The sequence below is a fragment of the Paenibacillus sp. FSL H7-0350 genome (assembly GCF_038593195.1).
Taxonomy (GTDB): Bacteria; Bacillota; Bacilli; order Paenibacillales; family Paenibacillaceae; genus Paenibacillus_AQ.
The window spans coordinates 6077878-6100134 of record NZ_CP151972.1; the positions used below are offsets into that span (position 1 = coordinate 6077878).

The 22257-nt window shown below is 48.8% G+C and carries 19 protein-coding genes; 16 read left to right on the top strand and 3 right to left on the bottom strand.

The window, feature by feature from the left end:
• The first annotated feature begins 207 nt into the window (after nucleotides 1-207).
• The 4 genes from NYE24_RS27475 (at nucleotide 208) to rplT (ending at nucleotide 2880) form a co-directional block, all read left to right on the top strand.
• The gene (locus NYE24_RS27475) at nucleotides 208-1449 is read left to right on the top strand and encodes a glycosyltransferase family 2 protein (RefSeq protein WP_036696100.1); all 1242 of its coding nucleotides are present in this window, start codon (nucleotides 208-210) and stop codon (nucleotides 1447-1449) included.
• A 284-nt stretch (nucleotides 1450-1733) separates the two neighbouring features.
• Nucleotides 1734-2231: a translation initiation factor IF-3 gene (gene infC, locus NYE24_RS27480; protein WP_036696103.1), complete on the top strand. Its 498-nt coding sequence runs from the start codon at nucleotides 1734-1736 to the stop codon at nucleotides 2229-2231.
• 57 nt (nucleotides 2232-2288) lie between these two features.
• Complete coding sequence (gene rpmI, locus NYE24_RS27485) at nucleotides 2289-2489, top strand: 50S ribosomal protein L35 (RefSeq protein ID WP_036696104.1); 201 nt, start codon at nucleotides 2289-2291, stop codon at nucleotides 2487-2489.
• 31 nt (nucleotides 2490-2520) lie between these two features.
• On the top strand, nucleotides 2521-2880 hold the full coding sequence (gene rplT, locus NYE24_RS27490) for a 50S ribosomal protein L20 (protein ID WP_036649386.1): 360 nt from the start codon (nucleotides 2521-2523) through the stop codon (nucleotides 2878-2880).
• Between the two features lie 84 nt (nucleotides 2881-2964).
• Here rplT and NYE24_RS27495 read toward each other — a convergent pair whose 3' ends face one another.
• On the bottom strand, nucleotides 2965-3507 hold the full coding sequence (locus NYE24_RS27495; protein WP_036696107.1) for an acyl-CoA thioesterase: 543 nt from the start codon (nucleotides 3505-3507) through the stop codon (nucleotides 2965-2967).
• 308 nt (nucleotides 3508-3815) lie between these two features.
• Here NYE24_RS27495 and NYE24_RS27500 point away from each other — a divergent pair, with 308 nt between their 5' ends.
• From NYE24_RS27500 to NYE24_RS27520, 5 genes are all read left to right on the top strand, one after another.
• Nucleotides 3816-4898 carry a BMP family ABC transporter substrate-binding protein gene (locus tag NYE24_RS27500; RefSeq protein ID WP_076160586.1) on the top strand — a complete coding sequence of 361 codons (1083 nt, stop codon included), beginning with the start codon at nucleotides 3816-3818 and terminating at the stop codon, nucleotides 4896-4898.
• A gap of 178 nt (nucleotides 4899-5076) precedes the next feature.
• Complete coding sequence (locus tag NYE24_RS27505) at nucleotides 5077-6615, top strand: ABC transporter ATP-binding protein (protein WP_036696113.1); 1539 nt, start codon at nucleotides 5077-5079, stop codon at nucleotides 6613-6615.
• A complete protein-coding gene (locus NYE24_RS27510) occupies nucleotides 6608-7684 on the top strand; it encodes an ABC transporter permease (RefSeq protein WP_036696116.1) in 1077 nt (358 codons plus the stop codon). The genes NYE24_RS27505 and NYE24_RS27510 overlap by 8 nt, the downstream gene beginning before the upstream one ends.
• Nucleotides 7685-8641, top strand: a complete 957-nt coding sequence (locus NYE24_RS27515; protein ID WP_036696117.1) for an ABC transporter permease — start codon at nucleotides 7685-7687, stop codon at nucleotides 8639-8641.
• Nucleotides 8642-8827: 186 nt separating this feature from the next.
• On the top strand, nucleotides 8828-9196 hold the full coding sequence (locus NYE24_RS27520) for a hypothetical protein (protein WP_036696179.1): 369 nt from the start codon (nucleotides 8828-8830) through the stop codon (nucleotides 9194-9196).
• Between the two features lie 22 nt (nucleotides 9197-9218).
• Here NYE24_RS27520 and NYE24_RS27525 read toward each other — a convergent pair whose 3' ends face one another.
• Complete coding sequence (locus tag NYE24_RS27525) at nucleotides 9219-9665, bottom strand: GNAT family N-acetyltransferase (RefSeq protein WP_036696120.1); 447 nt, start codon at nucleotides 9663-9665, stop codon at nucleotides 9219-9221.
• Nucleotides 9666-10288: 623 nt separating this feature from the next.
• On the opposite strand from NYE24_RS27525, the gene ilvB reads away from it, so the two are divergent.
• The 5 genes from ilvB to NYE24_RS27550 all read left to right on the top strand — a co-directional run bounded on the left by ilvB (nucleotide 10289) and on the right by NYE24_RS27550 (nucleotide 19730).
• Nucleotides 10289-12040, top strand: a complete 1752-nt coding sequence (gene ilvB / locus NYE24_RS27530; RefSeq protein WP_036696122.1) for a biosynthetic-type acetolactate synthase large subunit — start codon at nucleotides 10289-10291, stop codon at nucleotides 12038-12040.
• Nucleotides 12041-12045: 5 nt separating this feature from the next.
• Entirely contained in the window at nucleotides 12046-12525 is a 480-nt protein-coding gene (gene ilvN, locus NYE24_RS27535; protein ID WP_036696181.1) for an acetolactate synthase small subunit, read from the top strand.
• A 187-nt stretch (nucleotides 12526-12712) separates the two neighbouring features.
• Nucleotides 12713-13705, top strand: coding sequence for a ketol-acid reductoisomerase (ilvC, locus tag NYE24_RS27540; RefSeq protein WP_036696125.1), 993 nt, complete (start codon nucleotides 12713-12715; stop codon nucleotides 13703-13705).
• A gap of 106 nt (nucleotides 13706-13811) precedes the next feature.
• Entirely contained in the window at nucleotides 13812-15353 is a 1542-nt protein-coding gene (locus NYE24_RS27545; protein WP_036696128.1) for a 2-isopropylmalate synthase, read from the top strand.
• Between the two features lie 459 nt (nucleotides 15354-15812).
• Nucleotides 15813-19730, top strand: coding sequence for a collagen binding domain-containing protein (locus tag NYE24_RS27550; RefSeq protein WP_342477139.1), 3918 nt, complete (start codon nucleotides 15813-15815; stop codon nucleotides 19728-19730).
• A gap of 154 nt (nucleotides 19731-19884) precedes the next feature.
• Here the strand turns inward: NYE24_RS27550 and NYE24_RS27555 are convergent, their stop codons facing one another.
• Complete coding sequence (locus NYE24_RS27555) at nucleotides 19885-21033, bottom strand: response regulator (protein WP_051493657.1); 1149 nt, start codon at nucleotides 21031-21033, stop codon at nucleotides 19885-19887.
• Nucleotides 21034-21245: 212 nt separating this feature from the next.
• Between NYE24_RS27555 and NYE24_RS27560 the strand changes: the two genes are divergently transcribed.
• Nucleotides 21246-21788: an RNA polymerase sigma factor gene (locus NYE24_RS27560; RefSeq protein ID WP_036696135.1), complete on the top strand. Its 543-nt coding sequence runs from the start codon at nucleotides 21246-21248 to the stop codon at nucleotides 21786-21788.
• Complete coding sequence (locus tag NYE24_RS27565) at nucleotides 21785-22255, top strand: zf-HC2 domain-containing protein (protein WP_036696137.1); 471 nt, start codon at nucleotides 21785-21787, stop codon at nucleotides 22253-22255. Before NYE24_RS27560 ends, NYE24_RS27565 begins: the two co-directional genes overlap by 4 nt.
• The last annotated feature ends 2 nt before the right edge of the window (nucleotides 22256-22257 follow it).

Genomic DNA, 22257 nt, shown 5'->3' on the forward strand with positions numbered 1-22257 from the left:
AACAGAGAAATAAGGAGCCAGCCAGTACACTGGAATCCATATTCATATCTTGTGTAACGTGACATAACAAAATCGGAATCCTGCCCGAAACTAAGGGGAAATTCCTAAGTCTACAGTAAGGGATGCAACAAAAGGGTCAGATAGAACGTTAACAAGCCAGAGAGAGAAAGAACATCTAGACTTGGAAAAAGGGGGCATCAAAAGATCATGACAGACGCATTATTTGTTTCGCTCCAAGTGATCTTGGCGGCAATTGCAGTTTATCAGTTTGCATTCTCACTGTTTGGACTGCGCAAGAAGAAGAATAAGGTTAAGCATGCGCCGCAGAAGTCATTTGCCGTGCTGGTTGCCGCGCATAACGAAGAAGAAGTGGTCGGCGCCCTGATGGAAAACCTGAAGCAGCTTAATTATCCCCAGGAACTGTACGATGTATTTGTCATCTGTGACAATTGCACGGATAATACAGCTGCGATTGTACGGGAGCACGGCATGAATGCCTGTGTACGTACCAACAGTAACCTGCGCGGTAAAGGCTATGCTATCGAGTGGATGCTGAAGGAACTGTGGGCGCTGCCGCGCCAGTATGACGCTGTTGTCATGTTCGATGCCGACAACCTTGCACATACAGAGTTCCTGACAGAGATGAACAACGATCTGTGTTCAGGCGGACAGGTCATTCAAGGGTACATCGATACGAAGAACCCGGAGGATTCGTGGATCACGGCTGCTTACGGCGTATCCTATTGGTACATCAACCGGCTGTGGCAGCTGTCGCGCCATAATCTGAAGATGGCTAACTTCCTCGGCGGAACAGGCATGTGCTTCGAGACGAACCTGCTGAAGGAAATGGGCTGGGGCGCAACCAGTCTGGTGGAGGATTTGGAGTTCACCATGCGCAGCGCCTCCAAAGGCGTATATCCAAGATTTAATTATGATGCCAAAGTATTCGATGAGAAGCCGCTTACCTTCAAGGCTTCCTCCAGACAGCGTCTGCGCTGGATGCAGGGTCATTTCACCGTGGCCCGCCGTTACTTCTTCCCGCTGCTGTGGCAGGGGATCAAGGAGCGCAGCCTGACGAAGTTCGACCTGGCACTGTACGGAGCGAACGTATACATTGTGTTGCTTACGTTCCTGATGACTGCCGTAATGTTTGTGGATAATGCTGTGTTCGACGGTCCGCATATTGCGAATATTTACGGACATCTGCCACTGTGGCTCGGGTACTTTGCGGTTGGGGCGAACATTCTGACCTTCCTGCTGGCTATGGCGCTGGAGCGGGTGAAGTTCAAGAAGGTCTATCTGTACCTGCTGGTATTCCCGGTCTATCTGCTCTCGTGGTATCCCATTACGTTCTATGCGTTCTTCACGCAGAACAACAAGCAGTGGAGTCATACCAAACATACGCGCGTAGTCCGGCTGGAAGAAGTACAGAGCAAGCAGGTTTCATAATTCGCACTGTAAATTAATAATTTCCGAAAGTGTTGACACCTTCGGTCTGATGATGTATAGTATTCAAGTGTGCAAAACATAGGGATTGCAAGCAGAAGCACCGGCTTCTCACCTGACTGGCTAACAGCCTGCTGGTTTTGATCTCAATGCTTTATGAATGGTTACAATTCATGAACGTTGATCAAACGGGGTGTCGGGGAATTACCGGCATCCCTTTTTTATGGAGAACCGTAATATATTATCTGAAAATTATTCGGAGGTGGAGGATTATCAGTAAGGAACATATGATCAATGATGAAATTCGTGCCAAAGAGGTTCGGCTGGTCGGAGCAGAGGGTGAACAAATCGGGATCAAGCCGATCCGCGAGGCGTTACAAATGGCGATCGATCTTAATCTGGATTTAGTCAACGTAGCACCGCAGGCGAAGCCGCCGGTATGCCGCATCATGGATTACGGCAAGTTCCGTTATGAAACGCAGAAGAAAGAGAAAGAAGCCCGTAAGAACCAGAAGATCGTGGATCTCAAGGAAGTCTGGTTCCGTGCAAACATTGAGGAACATGATTATCAGACCAAGTTCCGCAATGTAATCAAGTTCCTGGGTGAAGGCGATAAAGTGAAGTGCTCCGTCCGTTTCCGCGGCCGTGAGATTACCCACGCTAGTATCGGCCAGAAGATCCTGGAGCGCGTGAAGAGCGAAGTAGAAGAAATTGCTGTTGTAGAGCGCCAGCCTAAGCTGGAAGGCCGCAGCATGATTATGATTCTGGCTCCGAAGCCCCAATAATCCTGGAGTCACTTGCATAGCAATCTGGCGCCGCATAATATTCAAGGAGGAAACACCATGCCTAAAATGAAAACACATAGCAGCCTGAAAGGCCGCTTCAAGATCACTGGAACTGGTAAAGTATTGCGTTACAAAGCTCACAAGAACCACTTGCTGTCCCACAAATCGAAACGTGCAAAACGCGTATTGAACGGCAATCCGGTAATGGCCCCAGGGGATGTAAGACGTTTGAAACAAGGACTCGCTAACTTGAAATAGTTAATCACACATTTTTGGGAGGTTTATTAATATGGCAAGAGTTAAAGGCGGATTTGTAGTTCGTCGTAGACATAAAAAAGTATTGAAGCTGGCAAAGGGTTACTTCGGTTCCAAGCACCGCATTTTCAAAACAGCTAAAGAGCAAGTAATGAAATCGATGGTTTACGCATACCGTGACCGTCGTCAGACTAAACGTAACTTCCGCAGACTGTGGATCGTTCGTATTAATGCTGCAGCCCGTTTGAACGGTCTGTCTTACAGCAAGCTTGTATACGGCCTGAAATTGGCTGGTGTAGAAGTGAACCGTAAGATGCTGGCTGATCTGGCAGTGAACGATCTGAACGCCTTCAACTCCCTGGCTGTAGTTGCCAAAGAGAAGATCAACGCGTAAGACGATATAAATCGAAAAGCACCGCCTGCGGGTTCTCCCGTGTGACGGTGCTTTTTTGCGCGGTGGGAACCGCAGGATGGACAGCTATTCCCAGTATTTCGTAGTGCTGAGCAGCGAAGCGAGCTTCTTGCTGCTGGAGCGTCTCAGCTTGCGCAAGGCGGACCGCTCGTCCGCAGACTGGCAGATCAACTTCTCTTCGTCGGTCTGGGCCACGATGGCCGGAACAGGGGCTGTAGTGCCGTCTTCATTCATGGCTACGAAGGTCAAGAAGGAAGTAGCGGCAACGGCGCGTTCGCCTGTATAGAGATTCTCAGAGATAATCTTGACGAATACCTCGATGCTGGTGCGGCCCGTCCAGGAGACAAAGGATTCGAAGCAGACGGAGTCCGTCGGCCGGATCGGCAGGAGGAAGTCTACAGAGTCAGCGGAGGCTGTTACCACGTTGACCCGGCAGTGGCGCATAGCCGAGATGGAGGCCACTTCATCAATGGTGCTCATCAGCTTGCCGCCGAACAGTGTCTTGTGATTGTTCACATCATTGGGGAAGACACGGCCGGTTTTGAATACGCGGGATTCGTGACAGTATTTGAAGTCGGGTGCAGCTTGTGGTGTGTGTTCTTGTTCCATTTTCAGTAACTCCCTTTGCGTACAAGATGTAATCATACATGATAATAGAAAAGCCTTCCCTGTGCAATAATAATGTTAATGCACTTGGAGCCATAAGCTACATTTTTAGGTTTTCTAACACATAACAGACATAAAAGTGACATATCGTGTCAAGGTAAGCGATTTCTTGTTGAAAAATGCAAATTATTATTGACCTGAGGTCATTAATAGACTGGATTTTAGCTTTTTTTGCAGGTATAATTTGTACTAATGGTATGTCCAAAGCAGAACACAGAAGACATCCAATTTACTAAGGGGGATCACTTTCGATGAAGAAGTTTTACCAACTATCTTTGGTTATGGTTATGGCCTTCACTGTCATTCTGGCAGGATGCGGTAACAATAACAGCGCTAACTCCGGCTCCAATGCTGGAACAGCAACTAATGCACCAACAGACGCAGCTGCAACAGAAGCACCGGCACCAACCGAGGCTCCTAAGGCTGTCAAGCTGGGCCTTGTAACTGACGTAGGCGGAGTTAACGATAAGTCCTTTAACCAGTCTTCTTGGGAAGCACTGCAGGCTATGGAGAAGGAATTTGGCGCTGAGATCAAATACCTGCAGAGTAAATCCAATGCAGATTATGAGCCTAACCTTAACCAGTTCGTTAAAGGCGGCTATGACCTGACTTGGGGAATCGGCTTCGACCTTGGCGATGCAGTGCTGAAGGTTGCCAAAGAGAACCCGAATGCTAACCTTGCGATCATCGACAGTGTAGTAGATGCCCCTAACGTTGAATCTGTAACCTTTGCCGAGAACGAAGGCTCCTTCCTGGTAGGTGTAGTTGCAGGTCTGACAACCAAAACCAACAAAGTAGGCTTCATCGGCGGTATGGAAAGCCCGGTTATCAAACGTTTCGAAGTGGGCTTCAAAGCCGGCGTAGAAGCGGTTAACCCTAATGCAACTGTGAAAATCACTTATGCAGGTGCGTATGACAAGCCTGATACTGGTAAATCCTTGGCAGCTACCCTGTATAATGATGGCAATGACATCATCTTCCCTGCTGCAGGCGCAACAGGCAACGGCGTATTTAACGAAGCGAAGTCCCGCAACAAAGCCGGCGGTTCCAAAGTATGGGTTATCGGCGTTGACAAAGACCAATCCCTGGAATTCGGTGATGATGTAACGCTGACTTCCATGATCAAACGTGTTGACGAAGCGGTTAAGAAGGTTTCCCAGCAGGTTGTTGATGGTACTTTCAAAGGCGGTACTACAACTGTTCTTAGTCTGAAAGACAACGGTGTAGGCCTTCCTGAAACATCCAAAGCTAACGTTAGCGCAGATATTCTGGCTAAGGTTGACGAATACAGCAAGCAAATCATTGATGGAACAATCGTTGTTCCTGCCGAGTAATTCATTGCTTCAGCTTTACCCGATTTAACATAACGACGAAGCAGGGCCGGTTCAAGTACTGGCCTTGTTCTCTGTCAGCATCTGTTATAGACAATCACAACTGTACCGTCCTTGTGTGGGGCGGTACAGCCGTGTCTTGAAGGCAATATTATATCTATTCTGTGATGAGGGTGATTCCATGAGTGCTGCGGCTCCTGTCGTAGAGTTGAAGCAAATCACAAAACGCTTTCCCGGTATCGTTGCGAACGACTCTATTAGTCTGACGCTGGAAAAAGGGGAGATCCATGCGCTGCTTGGTGAGAACGGGGCAGGCAAATCAACCTTAATGAATATCGTATTCGGACTGTACCAGCCCGATGAAGGCAGCATCGAAATCGACGGGAAACCGGTTATTATTGATAACCCCAATAAAGCTATTGAGCTTGGCATTGGTATGGTTCACCAGCATTTCAAGCTTGTTGATCCTTTTACGGTCACCGAGAACATTGTTTTGGGTATGGAACCGAAGAAAGGTCTTAAAATTGACTATAAATCCGCTGCGGAGCAGGTTCGTAAGCTATCTGAGCAGTACGGGCTCCAAGTCAATCCAAATGCCAAAATTCATGACATTTCGGTAGGCATGCAGCAACGGGTAGAAATTATGAAAACCCTGTACCGCGGAGCGGATATACTTATATTCGACGAGCCTACCGCTGTACTTACGCCGCAGGAAATTACGGAACTGATGGCGATTATGAAGCGGCTCGTTGCTGAAGGTAAATCCATTATCCTGATCACGCATAAGCTGAAGGAAATTATGCAGATCTCCGACCGTGTCACCATTATCCGGCGCGGCAAGGTAATTGATACTGTGAAGACCTCCGAGACCAATCCTAATGAGCTGGCTGAGAAGATGGTCGGACGCGGGGTTACGTTCAAAGTGGACAAGCAGACACCTCACATTGGCGAGAGCATCCTGAAGCTGTCTAATGTGAGCAGCAAGAGCAAGGATGGCGTGCCTGTGCTGAATGGCCTGAGCTTCGAAGTGAAGGCAGGGGAGATACTCGGAATCGCCGGAGTGGACGGTAACGGCCAGAGTGAGCTGATTCAGGCCATTACCGGGCTGCGCAAGATTGACTCGGGTTCGATCCAGGTCTCCGGCAAGGAGATTGCTAATCTGTCACCGCGTAAGGTATCTGAAATGAATGTCTCCCATATTCCGGAGGACCGTCACAAGCATGGTCTGGTGCTCGACTTCACTGTGAGTGAGAACATGGTTCTGGAGACGTATTATAAGAGTCCATATAACCAGAACGGATTCTTGAACACAGATGTGATTAACAAGCATGCTGAAGACCTGGTAAGGCAGTTCGATGTGCGTACACCGTCCATAGAGAACAAAGCCCGCTCCTTATCCGGCGGTAATCAACAAAAAGCGATTATTGCGCGGGAAATAGACAAGAATCCGACTCTTCTGATTGCCGCACAGCCAACACGCGGTCTGGATGTCGGGGCGATTGAATTTGTACAAAAGCAGCTTATTGCCCAGCGGGACCAAGGCAAGGCTGTGTTGCTTATTTCTTTTGAATTGGATGAAATCATGAATGTGTCTGACCGGATTGCAGTTATTTATGAAGGCCAGATTGTCGGAGAAGTATTCCCGCAGGATACGAATGACCAGGAACTGGGTCTGATGATGGCGGGCAGTTTGAAGCGGGGAGGTCATGCGGATGTCTAGACTCCGGAAAATATTCGCAACAGACGTCTATATCGTTCCGCTTGTAGCGATTCTAATGGGCTTCCTGGTGGGTGCTATTGTCATGCTGTTTGGCGGTTACGATCCTATCGCAGCCTACTCTGCGCTGTTCAAGCGTGTGTTCGGCAGCCCGTACGATTTCGGTGAGGCGATCCGCGAGATGACTCCGCTGATGCTTACGGGTCTGGCCGTAGCCTTTGCCTTCCGTTCAGGGATGTTTAACATCGGTGCGGACGGACAGGTCATGATCGGGATGACGGCTGCATCTGTTGTCGGCATTAAGCTTGGCGGGGTATTACCGAGCTTCCTGTTAGTCCCGCTTGCGGTCATAGCGGCTGCTGTATGCGGCGGGCTATGGGCCGGTATTGCCGGATATCTGAAGGCCAAGCGCGGAATTAATGAAGTTATTACAACGATCATGTTGAACTGGATTGCGCTCTTCCTGTCGAATTATATTGTCCGGACCTTCCTGCTTCTCCAAGGGCAGAACCGGTCGGAGGATAATCCGGCTTCTCTCTCCATGACCTTCCTCTTCTCCACCTTTGATAATGCCCGCTTGCACTGGGGAACTGTGATTGCCCTGGCGGCAGCCACCTTCTTCTATGTCTATCTGTGGAAGACCAAGCAGGGTTACGAAATGCGTGCAGTAGGCTTAAATCCGCATGCTGCCGAATATGCGGGAATGAATGTCGGACGCAATGTGGTGAAGGCCATGTTCATCAGCGGCGTGTTCGCAGGCCTCGCAGGCGCCGGTGAAGTGCTGGGCGTATTCCATTATCAATCGGTATTCGCAGCTTCACCTGGTTATGGATTCGACGGTATCGCTGTTGCCTTGCTCGGACTGACCCATCCGCTGGGTGTCATTCTTGCTGCCATTCTATACGGCACGCTGACGTACGGCTCGGCAGGGATGAGCTTTGGTGCGGATGTGCCGCCGGAGCTGATCCGTATTGTAATCGGTTCGATTATATTCTTCATTGCTGCGCAAGGCATTGTACGCTGGGTGCTCAAACCGTTTTACTTCAAGCGCAAGAAAGAGAAGGTGTTATAGATGGACTTCGTAGTCTTAGGCCAACTGCTCAATACGACGCTTGTTTTTTCCACAGCGCTAATATTTGCCTCCCTCGGTGGCATCTTCTCTGAACGATCCGGTGTCGTGAACATCGGACTTGAAGGCTTAATGATGTTTGGTGCCTTTGCAGCTGCCGTAGGCGGTTATTATGCTCAAGATGCAGGTATGGGCGAATGGGCTCCTTGGGTTGGTGTGCTTTGTGCCATGGCTGTAGGCATAATCGGTTCACTGATCCATGCTGTGGCTGCGATTACCTTCAAGGCGGATCAGACGATAAGTGGTACGGTTATTAACTTCCTGGCTGCAGGCAGCACGCTCTACATGGTTAAGCTGTTCTTCGAAGGATCAGGCGAAACTCCACTGATCGACGGCTTCAGCAAAGTGGCTATTCCTGGCCTCTCCAAGATTCCGGTCATCGGAGAGGGGATATTTAACTCCTATCCAACCACTTATCTGGCGATTATCTTAGTCATTGTCATTTATTTCATCCTGTTCAAAACTCCGTTTGGGCTTCGTCTGCGCGCAGTCGGAGAACATCCGAGTGCGGCTGACACCCTGGGGGTCAACGTTAACAAGATGAGATATATCGGTGTCATGCTGAGCGGACTTCTGGCGGGTATCGGCGGAGCTACCATTACGTTGACCACTACCGGTACGTTTGCCCACAATACGATCTCGGGCCAAGGCTTCATTGCCATTGCGGCGATGATCTTCGGAAAGTGGAACCCGCTTGGTGCATTCGGGGCAGCTGTATTCTTCGGCTTCTCTCAGGCGATCCGCAACTATGTACAATTGTTTGAATGGTCCAAGAGCATTCCGCAGGAGTTCATCTTCATGATTCCTTATGTGCTAACCATTATTGTTCTGGTGAGTGCAGTAGGCCGCTCCTCGGCACCTAAGGCGCTTGGTGAGCCTTACGACCCGAGCAAACGCTAGGGTGATCAGCAATACCATTTCTAGTGCATTACAGACAGAGCGCATTTCCGGATTCCGGGAATGCGCTCTTTTTGCAAATATGCAGGCTGCTGCTGCGGATACTTCCAGTCCGGAGGCGGGCGGATGTACAGGCAATTACCGGGTGAGGCGAATAGACTGTTAAGAAACAAATATAGGAGGGATATTATGGCACACCCGGTAACGAAACAACAGGTGATCAAACTGATAGGTAAACATATCGTGGCGGTAAAAAAAGACGGGTCCAGAGTGACGGGCAAACTGGTCCGCATCTCAGGCAACCGGTTAATCCTGCAGCGCATCAGTGGTAAAAAAGTACAAACCAAGGCACTGATTCCGCTCGTGTTGTTTGATTTGCTGGCCATCGGTACGGCCCCTTACGCTTACGGCGGGGGTTATGGCGGAGGCTACGGTGGTAACCCGTATGGGGGCGGTTACGGTTATGGCCATGGACCTGGCCCTGGCCCTGTTCCTGGTCCATATGGCGGCTACGGTCCAGGTCCTGGTTATGGCATTCCGCCGATTGGATTTTTTTAAGCCATAGAGCTTGCCTGCTCCATCAGCGGAACTGCTTTTCAAGCTCATAACAGTAATTTTGCGGTTGATAACGGGCTACGCTGTAGCCCAGTTTTTCATAAAAAGCCAAACCGGCGGTATTTCCGGTATCTACAGAGACCTTCGCTCTATGGCATGCACGGGATAGTGCAAACCGCTCCGCTCTATCCATAAGCATATTACCGTAGCGCTTACGCCTTGCTCCCGGGGCAATAGCGAGCATATCAATGTATAACAGATCGCCATGCAGCAGAAAATGCACGAACCCCAGCGGATCGCTGTCGTAGTCGGGACAAGCAACAAGTGTGACTCCCTGTCCCAGGCGGCGCGGCAGATCCTTCCTGACCTGATTAATGATCGTCTGCGGAAGATGAGATAACGGGACAAGCTGCTTTTCAATCAAGTCATAAATAATCGTGTCATCCTGCCTGGGTCTGCGGTAACGAATCATAAATACTGCCCCCTTTCCACGCATTGTTGTACATCATATGCCCCGGGCGGTGTGGGCGTTCCGGCAAGAATAGAACAGGATTTTATGAAGAATTTAATGTATAACCTGCGAAGGGGTATTGACTAACCGTGTGAGGAATCATATAATGTGTCTAAACATTTAACGAGCATACATGTATCGGCGATGATGAGGACGAAGTTTTAAGGGCTCTTTTGTTCAGAGAGTGAGAGGAATTGCTGCAACCTCCACCAGAATCCCTTATATACGAGCTCACCTCGGAGCTGTTTTCCTGAAAGGTCCATCAGCAAGAGCGGTGGAATTATTAGGGGGAATCGTTTGGTCCGCGTTAGGGACTTCAGGTTACGAAGATTTGGGCCCTGCCTACATCGATGGATTTTTGTATCCTGATAAGGCATTTCATCGCGAGATGTAATGCAAACATGGGTGGTACCACGGAAGCTAAACCTTTCGTCCCTCACGCGCTTCTTCTGCGCGTGGGAGGCGAAAGGTTTTTTTGTTGAATAGGGAGAAAATACGGCCTGTTCGCTAATATTAAAGGTTGTTGATAAGGGCGTCCTGTCACTCTAAATAATGCATGTGAATGATCGAAGGGAGGAATACTGATGAGCGCGCAATTACCGGAAGAAGTGCGGTCGATAGAACAGTTACGTGAGAAATGGAAAAATCCAGAGGTGGTTTCGGGTTCCGAAGTCCTCCTGCGCAGTCTTGTACTGGAAGGTGTAGATACTGTATTCGGATACCCCGGCGGGGCTGTACTCTATATCTATGATGCGCTTTATGGATTCGATGATTTCAACCATATTCTGACCCGCCATGAGCAGGGAGCGATCCATGCGGCTGACGGGTATGCCAGAGCAAGCGGTAAGGTTGGCGTATGTATTGCCACTTCAGGTCCGGGAGCAACCAATCTGGTGACTGGAATAGCTACAGCGTTTATGGACTCCGTGCCGCTGGTAGTGATCACCGGTAACGTATTTTCCAGCCTGATCGGTACAGATGCTTTCCAGGAAGCGGATATTACCGGGATTACGATGCCGATTACGAAGCACAGCTATCTGGTACGGGATGTTGAGGACCTGCCGCGGATTATTCATGAAGCCTTCCATATTGCCAATACAGGACGTAAAGGTCCGGTACTGATCGATATTCCAAAGGATGTATCGGCGGCGATGACATTGTTCACTCCGGCAGAACAGCAGGGGGTTAACCTTCGCGGCTACAATCCGCGCACGGTTCCCAATAAGCTGCAGCTGGATAAGCTGGTGAAGGCTATCGATGCAGCGGAGCGTCCGATTATTATTGCAGGCGGCGGAGTCATCTACTCTGGAGCGCATGAGTCTATGTATGAATTCGTGAAACGCACGGAGATTCCAATTACAACTACATTGCTGGGCTTGGGGTGTTACCCGAGCGGCGAAGAGTTATGGATGGGAATGCCGGGGATGCACGGCACGTACACAGCCAATAATGCCATTCAGCAATGCGATCTGCTGATTAACATCGGTGCCCGGTTCGATGACCGCGTAACCGGCAAGCTGGACGGCTTCGCTCCCAAAGCGAAGATCGTGCATATTGATATTGATCCTGCCGAGATCGGCAAGAATGTTGCAACTGATATCCCCATTGTCGGCGATGTGAAGACTGTTCTGGAAATGCTGATCCCGGATGTGAAGCGCGCCTCGAAGGCCGATGCCTGGAGAACACAGATTGCCCAGTGGAAGCTGGACCAGCCGTATCGCTACAAGGATTCGGAGACAGAGCTGAAGCCGCAATGGGTTATCCAGATGATTAATGACACCACTAATGGTGAAGCGATTGTGACTACAGATGTAGGCCAGCATCAGATGTGGGCTGCCCAATATTACAAGTTCAACCATCCGCGTTCATGGATTACTTCGGGGGGCCTTGGAACTATGGGCTTCGGTTTCCCGTCGGCGATTGGGGCGCAAATGGCCCATCCGCAGCGGCTCGTAGTCTCCATTAATGGTGACGGCGGAATGCAGATGTGTTCCCAGGAGCTTGCCATCTGTGCGATCAATAAGATTCCGGTCAAAATTGTTGTCATCAACAATCAGGTGCTCGGAATGGTCCGCCAGTGGCAGAACCTGATCTATGAGAAGCGTTACAGCTATACTGATCTCGCGGGAAGCCCGGATTTTGTAAAGCTGGCTGAAGCTTACGGCGTGAAGGGACTGCGGGCAACCAACAAGGAAGAAGCCAGCGCGGCCTGGAAAGAAGCCATGGAAACACCTGGACCCGTCCTGGTAGAATTCGTTGTTCCAAAGGATGAGAATGTCTACCCGATGGTAACTCAAGGCTCTACCATTGATCAAATGCTGATGGGGGATGAATAACAGTGATGAGACATACGATTGCTGTGCTCGTAAATGACCAGCCTGGTGTGTTGCAGCGGGTATCCGGATTATTCGGCCGCCGCGGCTTCAATATTGAGAGTATTACGGTTGGACAATCCGAAGAGGTCGGATTGTCCCGGATGGTAATTGTAACACTGGGCGACCAGCATACCCTGGAGCAGATTGAGAAGCAGTTGTACAAGCTGATCGATGTAATCAAGGTAGTTGATCTGGGCGCAAAACCAATGGTAGCCCGGGAGCTGGCACTGATTAAGGTGAAGGCAGAGCCGTCAGAACGGCCGGAGATTATGGGCGTAGTCGAAACCTTCCGTGCTTCTGTAGTAGATATTGGCTCAACCAGCCTGCTAGTACAGGTAGTTGGAGATACCACCAAGATTGATGCAATGATCGAGCTGCTGAAGCCTTATGGTATAAAGGAGCTGTCCCGGACTGGAGTAACGGCGATGATTCGCGGGAATGCCTAATCGTCACATTTTACAGCTTTAACGAATTACTGCTTGCGTGCATTAATTTATTAAGATTAGCTTAGACTTGCCCGCGAAAGAGCGGGGGCTTGAGGAACGCGTCATTATATAGTAAGACTAATATGCAACGTGTTTTTGAAGCACCCGCTCTTTACGATGGGTCCCAAATTAAAGGAGGATTTTGACAATGGCAGTTACAACGTACTATGAACAGGATGCAGAGCTTAGCGTATTGAAAGGAAAGACAATTGCGGTAATCGGGTACGGTAGCCAAGGACATGCCCAGGCACAGAACCTGCGTGACAGTGGTCTTCAGGTGGTTATCGGTCTGCGTGAAGGTAAATCATTTGATACTGCCAAGAATGACGGCTTTGAAGTATTGTCTGTAGCAGAAGCGGTATCCCGTGCAGATGTGGTACAAATCCTTATGCCGGACGAAACACAGGCATCTGTATATAAGAACGATATCGAACCGAACCTTAAGAATGGTGCGGCTCTGATGTTCTCCCACGGCTTCAATGTACATTTCGGACAAATCGTAGCTCCTAAGGATGCCGATGTGCTGCTGGTAGCTCCTAAATCCCCGGGACACATGGTACGCCGTACTTATGTTGAAGGCTTCGGCGTTCCCGGCCTGATCGCTATTGAACAGGATGCAACCGGCAATGCCAAGGCTATCGGTCTGGCGTATGCCAAAGGCATCGGCTGTACTCGTGCGGGAGTTATCGAAACCTCCTTCCGTGAAGAGACTGAAACGGATCTGTTCGGTGAACAGGCTGTCCTCTGCGGCGGTGTGTCCGAACTGATCAAGGCTGGCTTCGAGACATTGACTGAAGCCGGATATGCTCCTGAGATGGCTTACTTCGAGTGCTTGCATGAGCTGAAGCTGATCGTTGACATGGTATATGAAGGCGGATTGTCCAGCATGCGCGATTCCATCAGTAACACTGCGGAATACGGTGACTATGTAACTGGACCACGCATCATTACTGCTGAGACTAAGAAAGCTATGAAAGAAGTACTGTCTGATATTCAGCAAGGTAAATTCGCCCGCGACTTTATCCTTGAGAACCAATCCGGTCGTGCCTTCCTGACCGCTACCCGCCGCAACGAAGCTGCTCATCCGGTAGAAGTAGTCGGCAGCCAGCTGCGTGAAATGATGCACTGGATTAAGAAATAGGTCGTATACTTACAATTGCAATGAACCATAGGTAACCCTCAGATGCGGCCGTAATTTTGCGGGCCGCATTTGAGGGTTTATGGACAATCTTCAGGAGGTGCTCAGCATGCGGAAAATTTATGTGTTCGACACGACGCTGCGTGACGGGGAGCAGTCGCCGGGTGTGAACCTCAATACGCGTGAGAAGGTAGAAATCGCTTATCAGCTGGAAAAGCTGGGAATTGACCGGATGGAGGCAGGCTTCCCTGCCGCTTCGCCGGGAGATCTGGCTGCGGTGAACGCAGTGGCCAGAGCGGTTAAGAATGTCACTGTAATCGGTCTGTCCCGTTCCAGAGAGAGCGATATTGATGCGGTCAAGGAAGCGCTGCAGGGGGCACAGGACCCTTGTATTCATATTTTCCTGGCAACCTCGCCGATACACCGTCAGCATAAGCTGCGCATGGAGAAGTCACAGGTGCTGGAAACGGCACAATCGGCGATCCGCTATGCCAAGAAGTATTTTCCCAAGCTGGAATTCTCCCTGGAGGACGCCGGCCGTACCGAACGTGATTTCATGGCCGAAATGGTGGCGATGGCGATCCGCGAGGGTGCGAATGTGGTGAATATTCCAGATACGGTCGGTTACCTGAATCCTGCGGAATACGGAGACATCTTCAAATTCCTGAAGGATACGGTGCCTGATATCGAGCGGGTACAGCTTAGCGCCCATTGTCATAATGATCTGGGGATGGCTACTGCCAATACCCTCGCTGCCATTCAGAATGGTGCAGACCAGATTGAGGGTACGATTAACGGGATCGGGGAACGTGCCGGCAATACAGCGATTGAAGAGGTCGCTCTGGCGCTTGAGACCCGCAGTGAGTATTTCGGTGCTAAGACCTCTCTGGTCCTGTCTGAAATCTCCCGTACCAGCCGTCTCGTCAGCAAGCTGACAGGGATGGTAGTGCCGGGCAACAAGGCGATTGTCGGCGCCAATGCCTTCGCCCATGAATCCGGGATTCATCAGGATGGCATGCTGAAGGAGAAGACGACTTACGAGATTATGACACCGGAAACGATCGGTCTCAAAGAAAGCAAGCTGGTGCTCGGCAAGCATTCGGGCCGTCACGCTTTCCGCGATAAGCTGAGTGATCTGGGCTATGACATCTCTGAGGAAGAGGTCAATGCCGCTTTTGCCAAGTTCAAGGATCTCGCCGATAAGAAAAAAGAAGTCTCGGACGAGGATATCCTTGCGCTTCTGGAAGAGAAGCTGATCGATACGCCGGAGACCTTCAGCTTGCAGACGATCTATGTTACGTATGGCAATGAGGCTACTCCAACCGCTAAGGTAATCATTCACGGCCAGGACCCGCAGCCGATTGTGGCGGTTGCCGAAGGCAACGGCTCGGTAGACGCAATCTACAATGCCATTGACCAGGCTACAGGGGAAGAAGTCACACTTGGCGATTACTCGATTAAAGCCGTCAGCAGAGGTAAAGATGCTCAGGGTGAGGTACATGTGGTGCTCTCGCAAGGCGAGGTTGCTGCGCAGGGCCGCGGACTTAGCACCGATATTCTTGAAGCGAGTGCCAGAGCCTACCTGGATGCACTGAACAAGCTGATTGAGAAGCGCAAGACCTACACCAAGCGTGAGCATGCCAATCTCTAATTCAATTATTTAAAAGAAGCTTCCCCGGACCAGTACGATTGGTCCGGGGAGGCTTCTTTTTTTGTTCAAAAATCTGTAGAAATTTTTTTGCGCTGAGAATTTTGGTTTTGAATCCAGCTGAAGAGGATTTGAAACAAGTTTTTGAATGAAAAGAATGAACAAGATGAGTCGGAAAGATGAAAAAAAGTTCATAACCCAGTGTGGATTCCTCATATCCTGCGTTTGAAACGCTCTTTTTGTCATAAAAAATATTTTATTTTTAAGTTATCTATGATTTATCTCATAATCTGTTCAGAAATTGTTCAGAGGCGGGAAGTAAAGTTACGAAAGTACAGTACAAGCGAAATTGAAGGCCCACATACATACTAGCGACAGGGGGACGATCGGGAAGAAGCAGGCGGGAACGGGTAATGGCGACGCTGGAACAATCATTTTGCTAAAGAGAGAGGTTATAATTATATGAAGAAAAAGACGATAGGCGCCTGGCTGGTTGTTGTAATGCTGATTACACAGTTTGCCAGCGGTTTCGGGTTCATGACGAAGGTTAAGGCGGATGGGACGGAGATAACAGATCCACTAATTACGAGTGTGACTATGTCAGTCTACGATAATGGTGTTCCTGTAACGGATGTTGTCTACAAGCAGGGGGCTGAGGTCAAGCTGACTTATAACTGGGAGCTTCCCGATAACCATAATTTTAAAGGGGGAGATACTTACTCCTTTGATTTGCCTGACAAATTTGTGCTCGCTTCAGATATTAAAAATGTGGCACTTGTGGCGGATGGAATGAATTTGGGATACTTTGATGTAATTAAAGGCAGCCCGAATAAGGTTGTAATGACGTTGGGCAATGATGTAGATAAGTTTTTCGGAGTGCATGGTTCCTTTACAATTAAAACCTCTTTTGATATGAGCAAATTCACCGAAACAACAGTACAGACGATTGTCTTCCCTATTGACGGCGGAAATCAGACAGTTACAATTACTTTCAAGCCTAAGGTAGACTTGACAATCTCCAAAAGCGGTGTTCCTAAAGGAACTAACTCAGGTAATCTAAATGCGAAACAAATTGTTTGGAGTGTCGACGTTAATAAAGTATTGGATAGCGTCTATGGAGCTAATCTCCTTGATACTATTCCTGCAGGTCTTACTTTGACTAATCCACTGGATGTTAAAGTATATGATCTGAATGTTAAACTTAACGGGTCAGTTACACAAGGGTCAGAAATTTCAAACTCCAGGTATTCGGTTACAACTCCTTCGGGTAATCTGAATGTCGCATTTAATGAATCGCCAATTATTGGCGCTTATCGGATTCAGTTCACTACCGATATTACTGATGCAACCAAAACAAACTTTACAAATAATGCTTCTTTCAGTGGAACAAACTTACAGGCTGTCCCTGCATCGGCAACAGTCAATGTTACTAGAGGAGCTTATCTGAGCAAAAAATCATCTGATTATCATTCTGCAACCCAGGTAACCTACTGGGAGATCAATTATAACTATAACGAGTCATCGGTTCTTAAAGATGATGCCGTGTTAAAGGATTATTTTGATGACTCACAGGAATTGGTAAAGGGTTCCGTAAAGGTATTTCCGGTAAACTTCCTGACAGATGCGGCTGGAACTGTTGGAAGCACTGAGGTTAGTAATTATACGGTTAATCCTGCAACCCAGCCTGAGAAGAACGGATTTGAACTGAAATTCAATGAAAACATCAACAGTGCGTACCAAATTCAGTATCAGACAAAGGCGATCAAGCGAGTTGAGGGACCTGAGACTATTAACAACTCGGTTACATCCGGATCTACAACTGTACCTGGAGTAAGAACTATTGATCAAGTGATTATTAATAAGTCTGCAAGTGTAAACTACAACAGTAAAAAGGTTACTTGGACAGTGGCTATTAATGGTGACAGTTATCCGATGGAGAATGTAGTGGTTAAGGATATTTTCACCAATAAAGGTCTGGAGATTATTCCCGAAACTATTGTTGTTAAACAAGGTACATCAACGATTACCACAGGTTATACTATTGAGAATCTAGTCAATACTACAGGTTTTAATGTTGTATTTAGTTCACCAATTAGTGGACCTTATACGATAAGTTATGATACTTATTTTGATAATAAAAGGCTGAATTATGATTGGCTTACAAAGGATGCTGATTTCGTAAATCAAGCGACGGTGGAATGGAATAATCCTAACTCCACGGAACTTAAAACAAAAACTGTAACTGCAAACTTTGATCTTGTTTCTGCAGAGAAAGCCAACGGTTATAAGAGTGGAAGCTACAATGCAAAAGAAAAGGAGATCACTTGGACAGTTGGTGTGAATTTTAACCGGCATACACTAGCAAATGCTAAAGTAACAGACGTACTTCTGGATAATCAAAAATTCGTGCCTTCTTCTGTAGAAATTCACACTATGAATGTCAATGGAGATGGTGGTTACTCCAAAGGATCAATTAAGCTTGCTCCGGGTACAGATTATAATGTTAGCTATAATGAAGTGAGTAAACTGCTGCAAATAGATTTCACAAAAACAATTACAACGGGTTATGTTATTACTTTTAAAACAAGTCTTAAAGGCCAATTGACTAATACATCAACGTTGAACAACACTGCTAACCTGTATAGTGGTACAAAACCGGAGTCCAAAGACCTCAAGGCTTCAGTGACGATTCCCAAAGCCGGCGAATATGTTACAAAGTCGGGAACACAGAATAATTTGAACATTAAATGGACTGTGAATATTAACCACAATCAGTCATACATTGAGTCAGCTAAAATAGTAGATGATCCAAGTAACAATCAAATCCTTCTTCCAGACTCGTTCAAACTGTATGGTACTACAGTTAATTCAGGAGGTACTGTTAATAAGGTGGCTACGCCGCTAACTAAGGGAACGGATTATGATCTGGTCATCACTACTGACCCTGATCTTGGTAAACAACAGTTTGTACTCAGTTTCAAGGCTCCTATAGAGAAACCTTATATTTTGGAGTATGAGTCACTGATTGTGGCCAACGATGGGGATACAGTTTCCAATAGTGTGAAAATAAGCGGAGAAAATTCTACAACGTTCACCAAGCAAACCAGCAAGGATGTTCCAGTTGCACTGTCAGATGCAGACGGCGTAGGAACAGGCAGTAGAAAAAACCTGAAGGTTGTTAAAGAGGATTCTGCCCAATCTTCACTTAAGTTAAGTGGTGCTACGTTTACACTTTATCGCAAAGCTGGAGGAACTGAAGCTGCCTTTAACACACTCACTACCGATTCTAAAGGGGAAATAAACTTTAATAATCTATGGCCGGGGACATATACATTGCAGGAAATTACTGCACCAGCCGGTTATAGCCTTAATCCTACTCGTTATCCAGTAACTTTTAATTCTACACTGGAAACGACTGTGACTGTGAAAAACCAGAAGATAGCAACGCCAACACCGGTGCCGACAGCAACACCGGCGCCAACAGCAACACCAACACCGGCGCCAACAGCAACACCAACTACGGCGCCAACAACAGCACCGACAACGGCGCCAACAACGGCGCCAACAACAGCACCGACTACGGCGCCAACGACAGCACCGACTACGGCGCCAACGACAGCACCGACTACGGCGCCAACAACAGCACCGACTACGGCGCCAACAACAGCACCGACTACGGCGCCAACGGCAGAACCGACAACGGCGCCAACGACAGCACCGACTACGGCGCCAACAACAGAACCGACAACGGTACCAACATCACCGCCGGTATACTACACACCTACACCTGAAACATCAAGTGTTCCTGGAGTAGTTGTTACATCAACACCGACACCGTCGGTAACACCGGCACCAACCGTGACTCCGGATGCTTCAAGTACTCCTGGGGTTACAGCAACACCTGTAATTACACCGGCAGTTACGCCAGCAGCCACACCGGCCCAGCCTGGAACGGTTAGCACTCCAACGCCGCAAGCTACACAGGTGACTACGATTGAGGAAGTGCCTATCGATGGTGAGATTCCGCTGGGGGGAATCCCTAGCATCAGTGATGAGCCGGCGCATGGTACAGTAACTATTACACCGGATGGCAAATGGACGTATACTCCAGATCCAGGCTACACCGGCAAGGATAAATTCACGATTGTCGTTACAGATGAAGACGGCAATGAGGAAGAGATTACAATTGAAGTTGGCGTCGATGAAGTGCCTAAGGGCACGGTTACTGAGCCAACTGACAAAGGCAACAACAGCGGACTTCCCGGCAAGCTTCCACAGACCGGAGAAGAAAGTCCTCTCCCGCTGTATCTGACTGGCGGCGGCTTGATTATTCTGGGAGTTATACTGTCCAGAAGATTCAATGCCCGCAAGAAAATGTAGGAGAGAACACCTTATCAAGCATTAACAGCTAATATGGCAGTATAGACAAAGACACCCGCAGCAGGTTGCGGGTGTCTTTGCTGTAACAAATATAAAGTCGCTGAAATAATACCGTCCCCTGAAAGGTCGGCATTGCCGTTTCTATTATGGAGAATCACATACTTCTGAGGTTAAGATGCTTCCATTCGTCATACCAGCGCTTAATACTCGCGGGCGGCTTCACGCCGAGCTCCCGCTTCAGTAAATCCGTCAGAATATGATATTGCTCCTCTACCGCTGAACGCTCCCCGATGCTGTCGTAGACCTTCATCAGCCCGAGATGCCCCTGTTCAAAATAAGGCTGGAGTTGCACCACCCTCTGGTACACGGTAACTGCTTCCGGTATCCGGCCGCTGTCGACATAGAATTCGGCGATATTCATTGCGTGATGCAGCCAGATGGTCCGTAGACGCTGCCGTTCCCCTTCAGCCCAGAGGTAATCGTAATCGTTCAGATAGTCGCCCGAATAGAAATCGAACAACCGCTGATGCTCCTCATAGTTGTCCTTATTGATGGCATCTTGAGTCAGAATGCCCTTCTCCCATTCGTAGTTATCTATCAGCAGGCTGCCGGTCTCCAGGGTGTAGCCTTCTCCCCCGCTGGCATTGCTGATCTGCAGATCGATCTCTGCCTGCTTCAGGGATTGCCGAACCTGATAAATCGTTGTATAAAGATGAGTGGAGGCCTTCTTGAGATTGAAATCGGGCCACAGCAGATCGGTTAAGGTATCTTTGCTTACGAACCGGTTGCGGTTATGAAATAAATAAGCGAATAATTCCTGTGCCTTGGTGGTGCGCCAGCGGATATTGGGCAGCGGCTGGCCGCTGCGTTCGAATCTTAGTGACTGGAAGCTGCGGATCATGACCGTCTGCGCAGGCTTGCGGGAATCATCCTGTGCCTGGCTGACACGCTCCTCCAGCCGCTCAATGGTCTTCAGCAGACGGCCCCGCTGTACAGGCTTAAGAACATAGTCAAGCGCATAAAGCTCGAACGCTTCGATGGCGTAGCTGTTATGGGCAGTCACAAATACGATGCTTGCCTGCGGGCACAGCCTTTGCATGGCCTCCGCAGCCTGGACGCCATTCATCTCAGGCATATCAATGTCGAGAAAAATCACATCAGGGCGTAGCAGCGGAGCTGCATTGACCGCCTCGGAGGGATCAGTATAAGCAGCGATTACATTTATAGTTGTCAGTTCTTCCAGCATCTTTTTCAGCTTCATAAGAGCAAGCCGTTCATCATCTACCAGCAAGGCCTGAATCATATCTATCCCACCACTTCATTAAGGAATGTTGTCTTGTCATAGGCTGTTTAAGGATAATTCGACAAGGATGCGGGTTATCCTCCCTCTAAGCTTGCGCTTGAGGCTGATTTTTGAATAGAAATACTGTTATTCTAAAATAAATTAAAAAACCATGCAGTGGAACCTTAAAGCCAGGCGTCTAACGTTATGTAGCTGAAGGAGGGAAGAAAGACTTGGAAGAGACGGAGTGGATCAGTGCTGTGCTAAGCGGTGAGCATCAGACCTTCGGGAATCTGGTGACCCGTTATCAAGGCATGGTATATAGTGTGTGTATCAAAATTACAGGAGAAGCCGAGTCTGCCAAGGATATGGCTCAGGAAGTCTTCATCAAAGCCTATAAAGCTCTTCCCACCTTCAGAGGACAGTCTTCCTTCTCCACCTGGCTGTACCGGATTGCTTACCGCACCTGTCTGGACTGGAAACGGGCCAATGACCGGGAATGGCGGCACCGGAGTACGGCAGATTACACAGAGAATGACTGGGTGACTTCACAGACACCTGAACAGGCAGTGCTTCGCAAGGAGGCCTCCCGTGAGCTGGGTGAGAACCTGAATAGTCTGGCGGAACCGTACCGGTCGGTTGTGCAGCTGTACTATTTTCAGCGACACTCGTATCAGGAGATTGCTGAACAAAAAGGGATTTCAGTTAAAACGGTTGAATCGCAGCTCTATCGGGCCAGACAGATGATGCGCAAAAGCGGGGAGGAATGGCGATGAATTGTTCAACAGTAAAAGAGTGGATGCCGCATTATATAGATGGACAGTTGTCACCAGAGGCCCAGCAGGCCATCTATCTGCATACCCTGACCTGCCCCGGCTGCGCGGAATGGCTGGAGGAGGCGCGCGGGCTTGCGGCGATGTGGAGCGATATGGAAGCCGGGCTTGATCTTAACGGGCAGGAGCCCGTGTTGCCGCATGACTTCCCTGATTTGACCGGGGATGTTATGGCAAGGATCGGCCAGCTGGAGAACGGGCGCAGAGAACGAATCGTGAAATCCACCATGACCAGACGGCGCACGACCCGGGGAACCTCCTGGATGCATTACGGTGTGGCAGTTGGTCTGACGTTTCTCCTGCTGCAGCTTGGCGTATTTGAGAATTTGGCCTATGGCATTACTGAAATCAACGGGCATATGTCCACATCGGTCAGTTCCTGGTTCGGCCCGCAAGGTAACAATAAATAAAT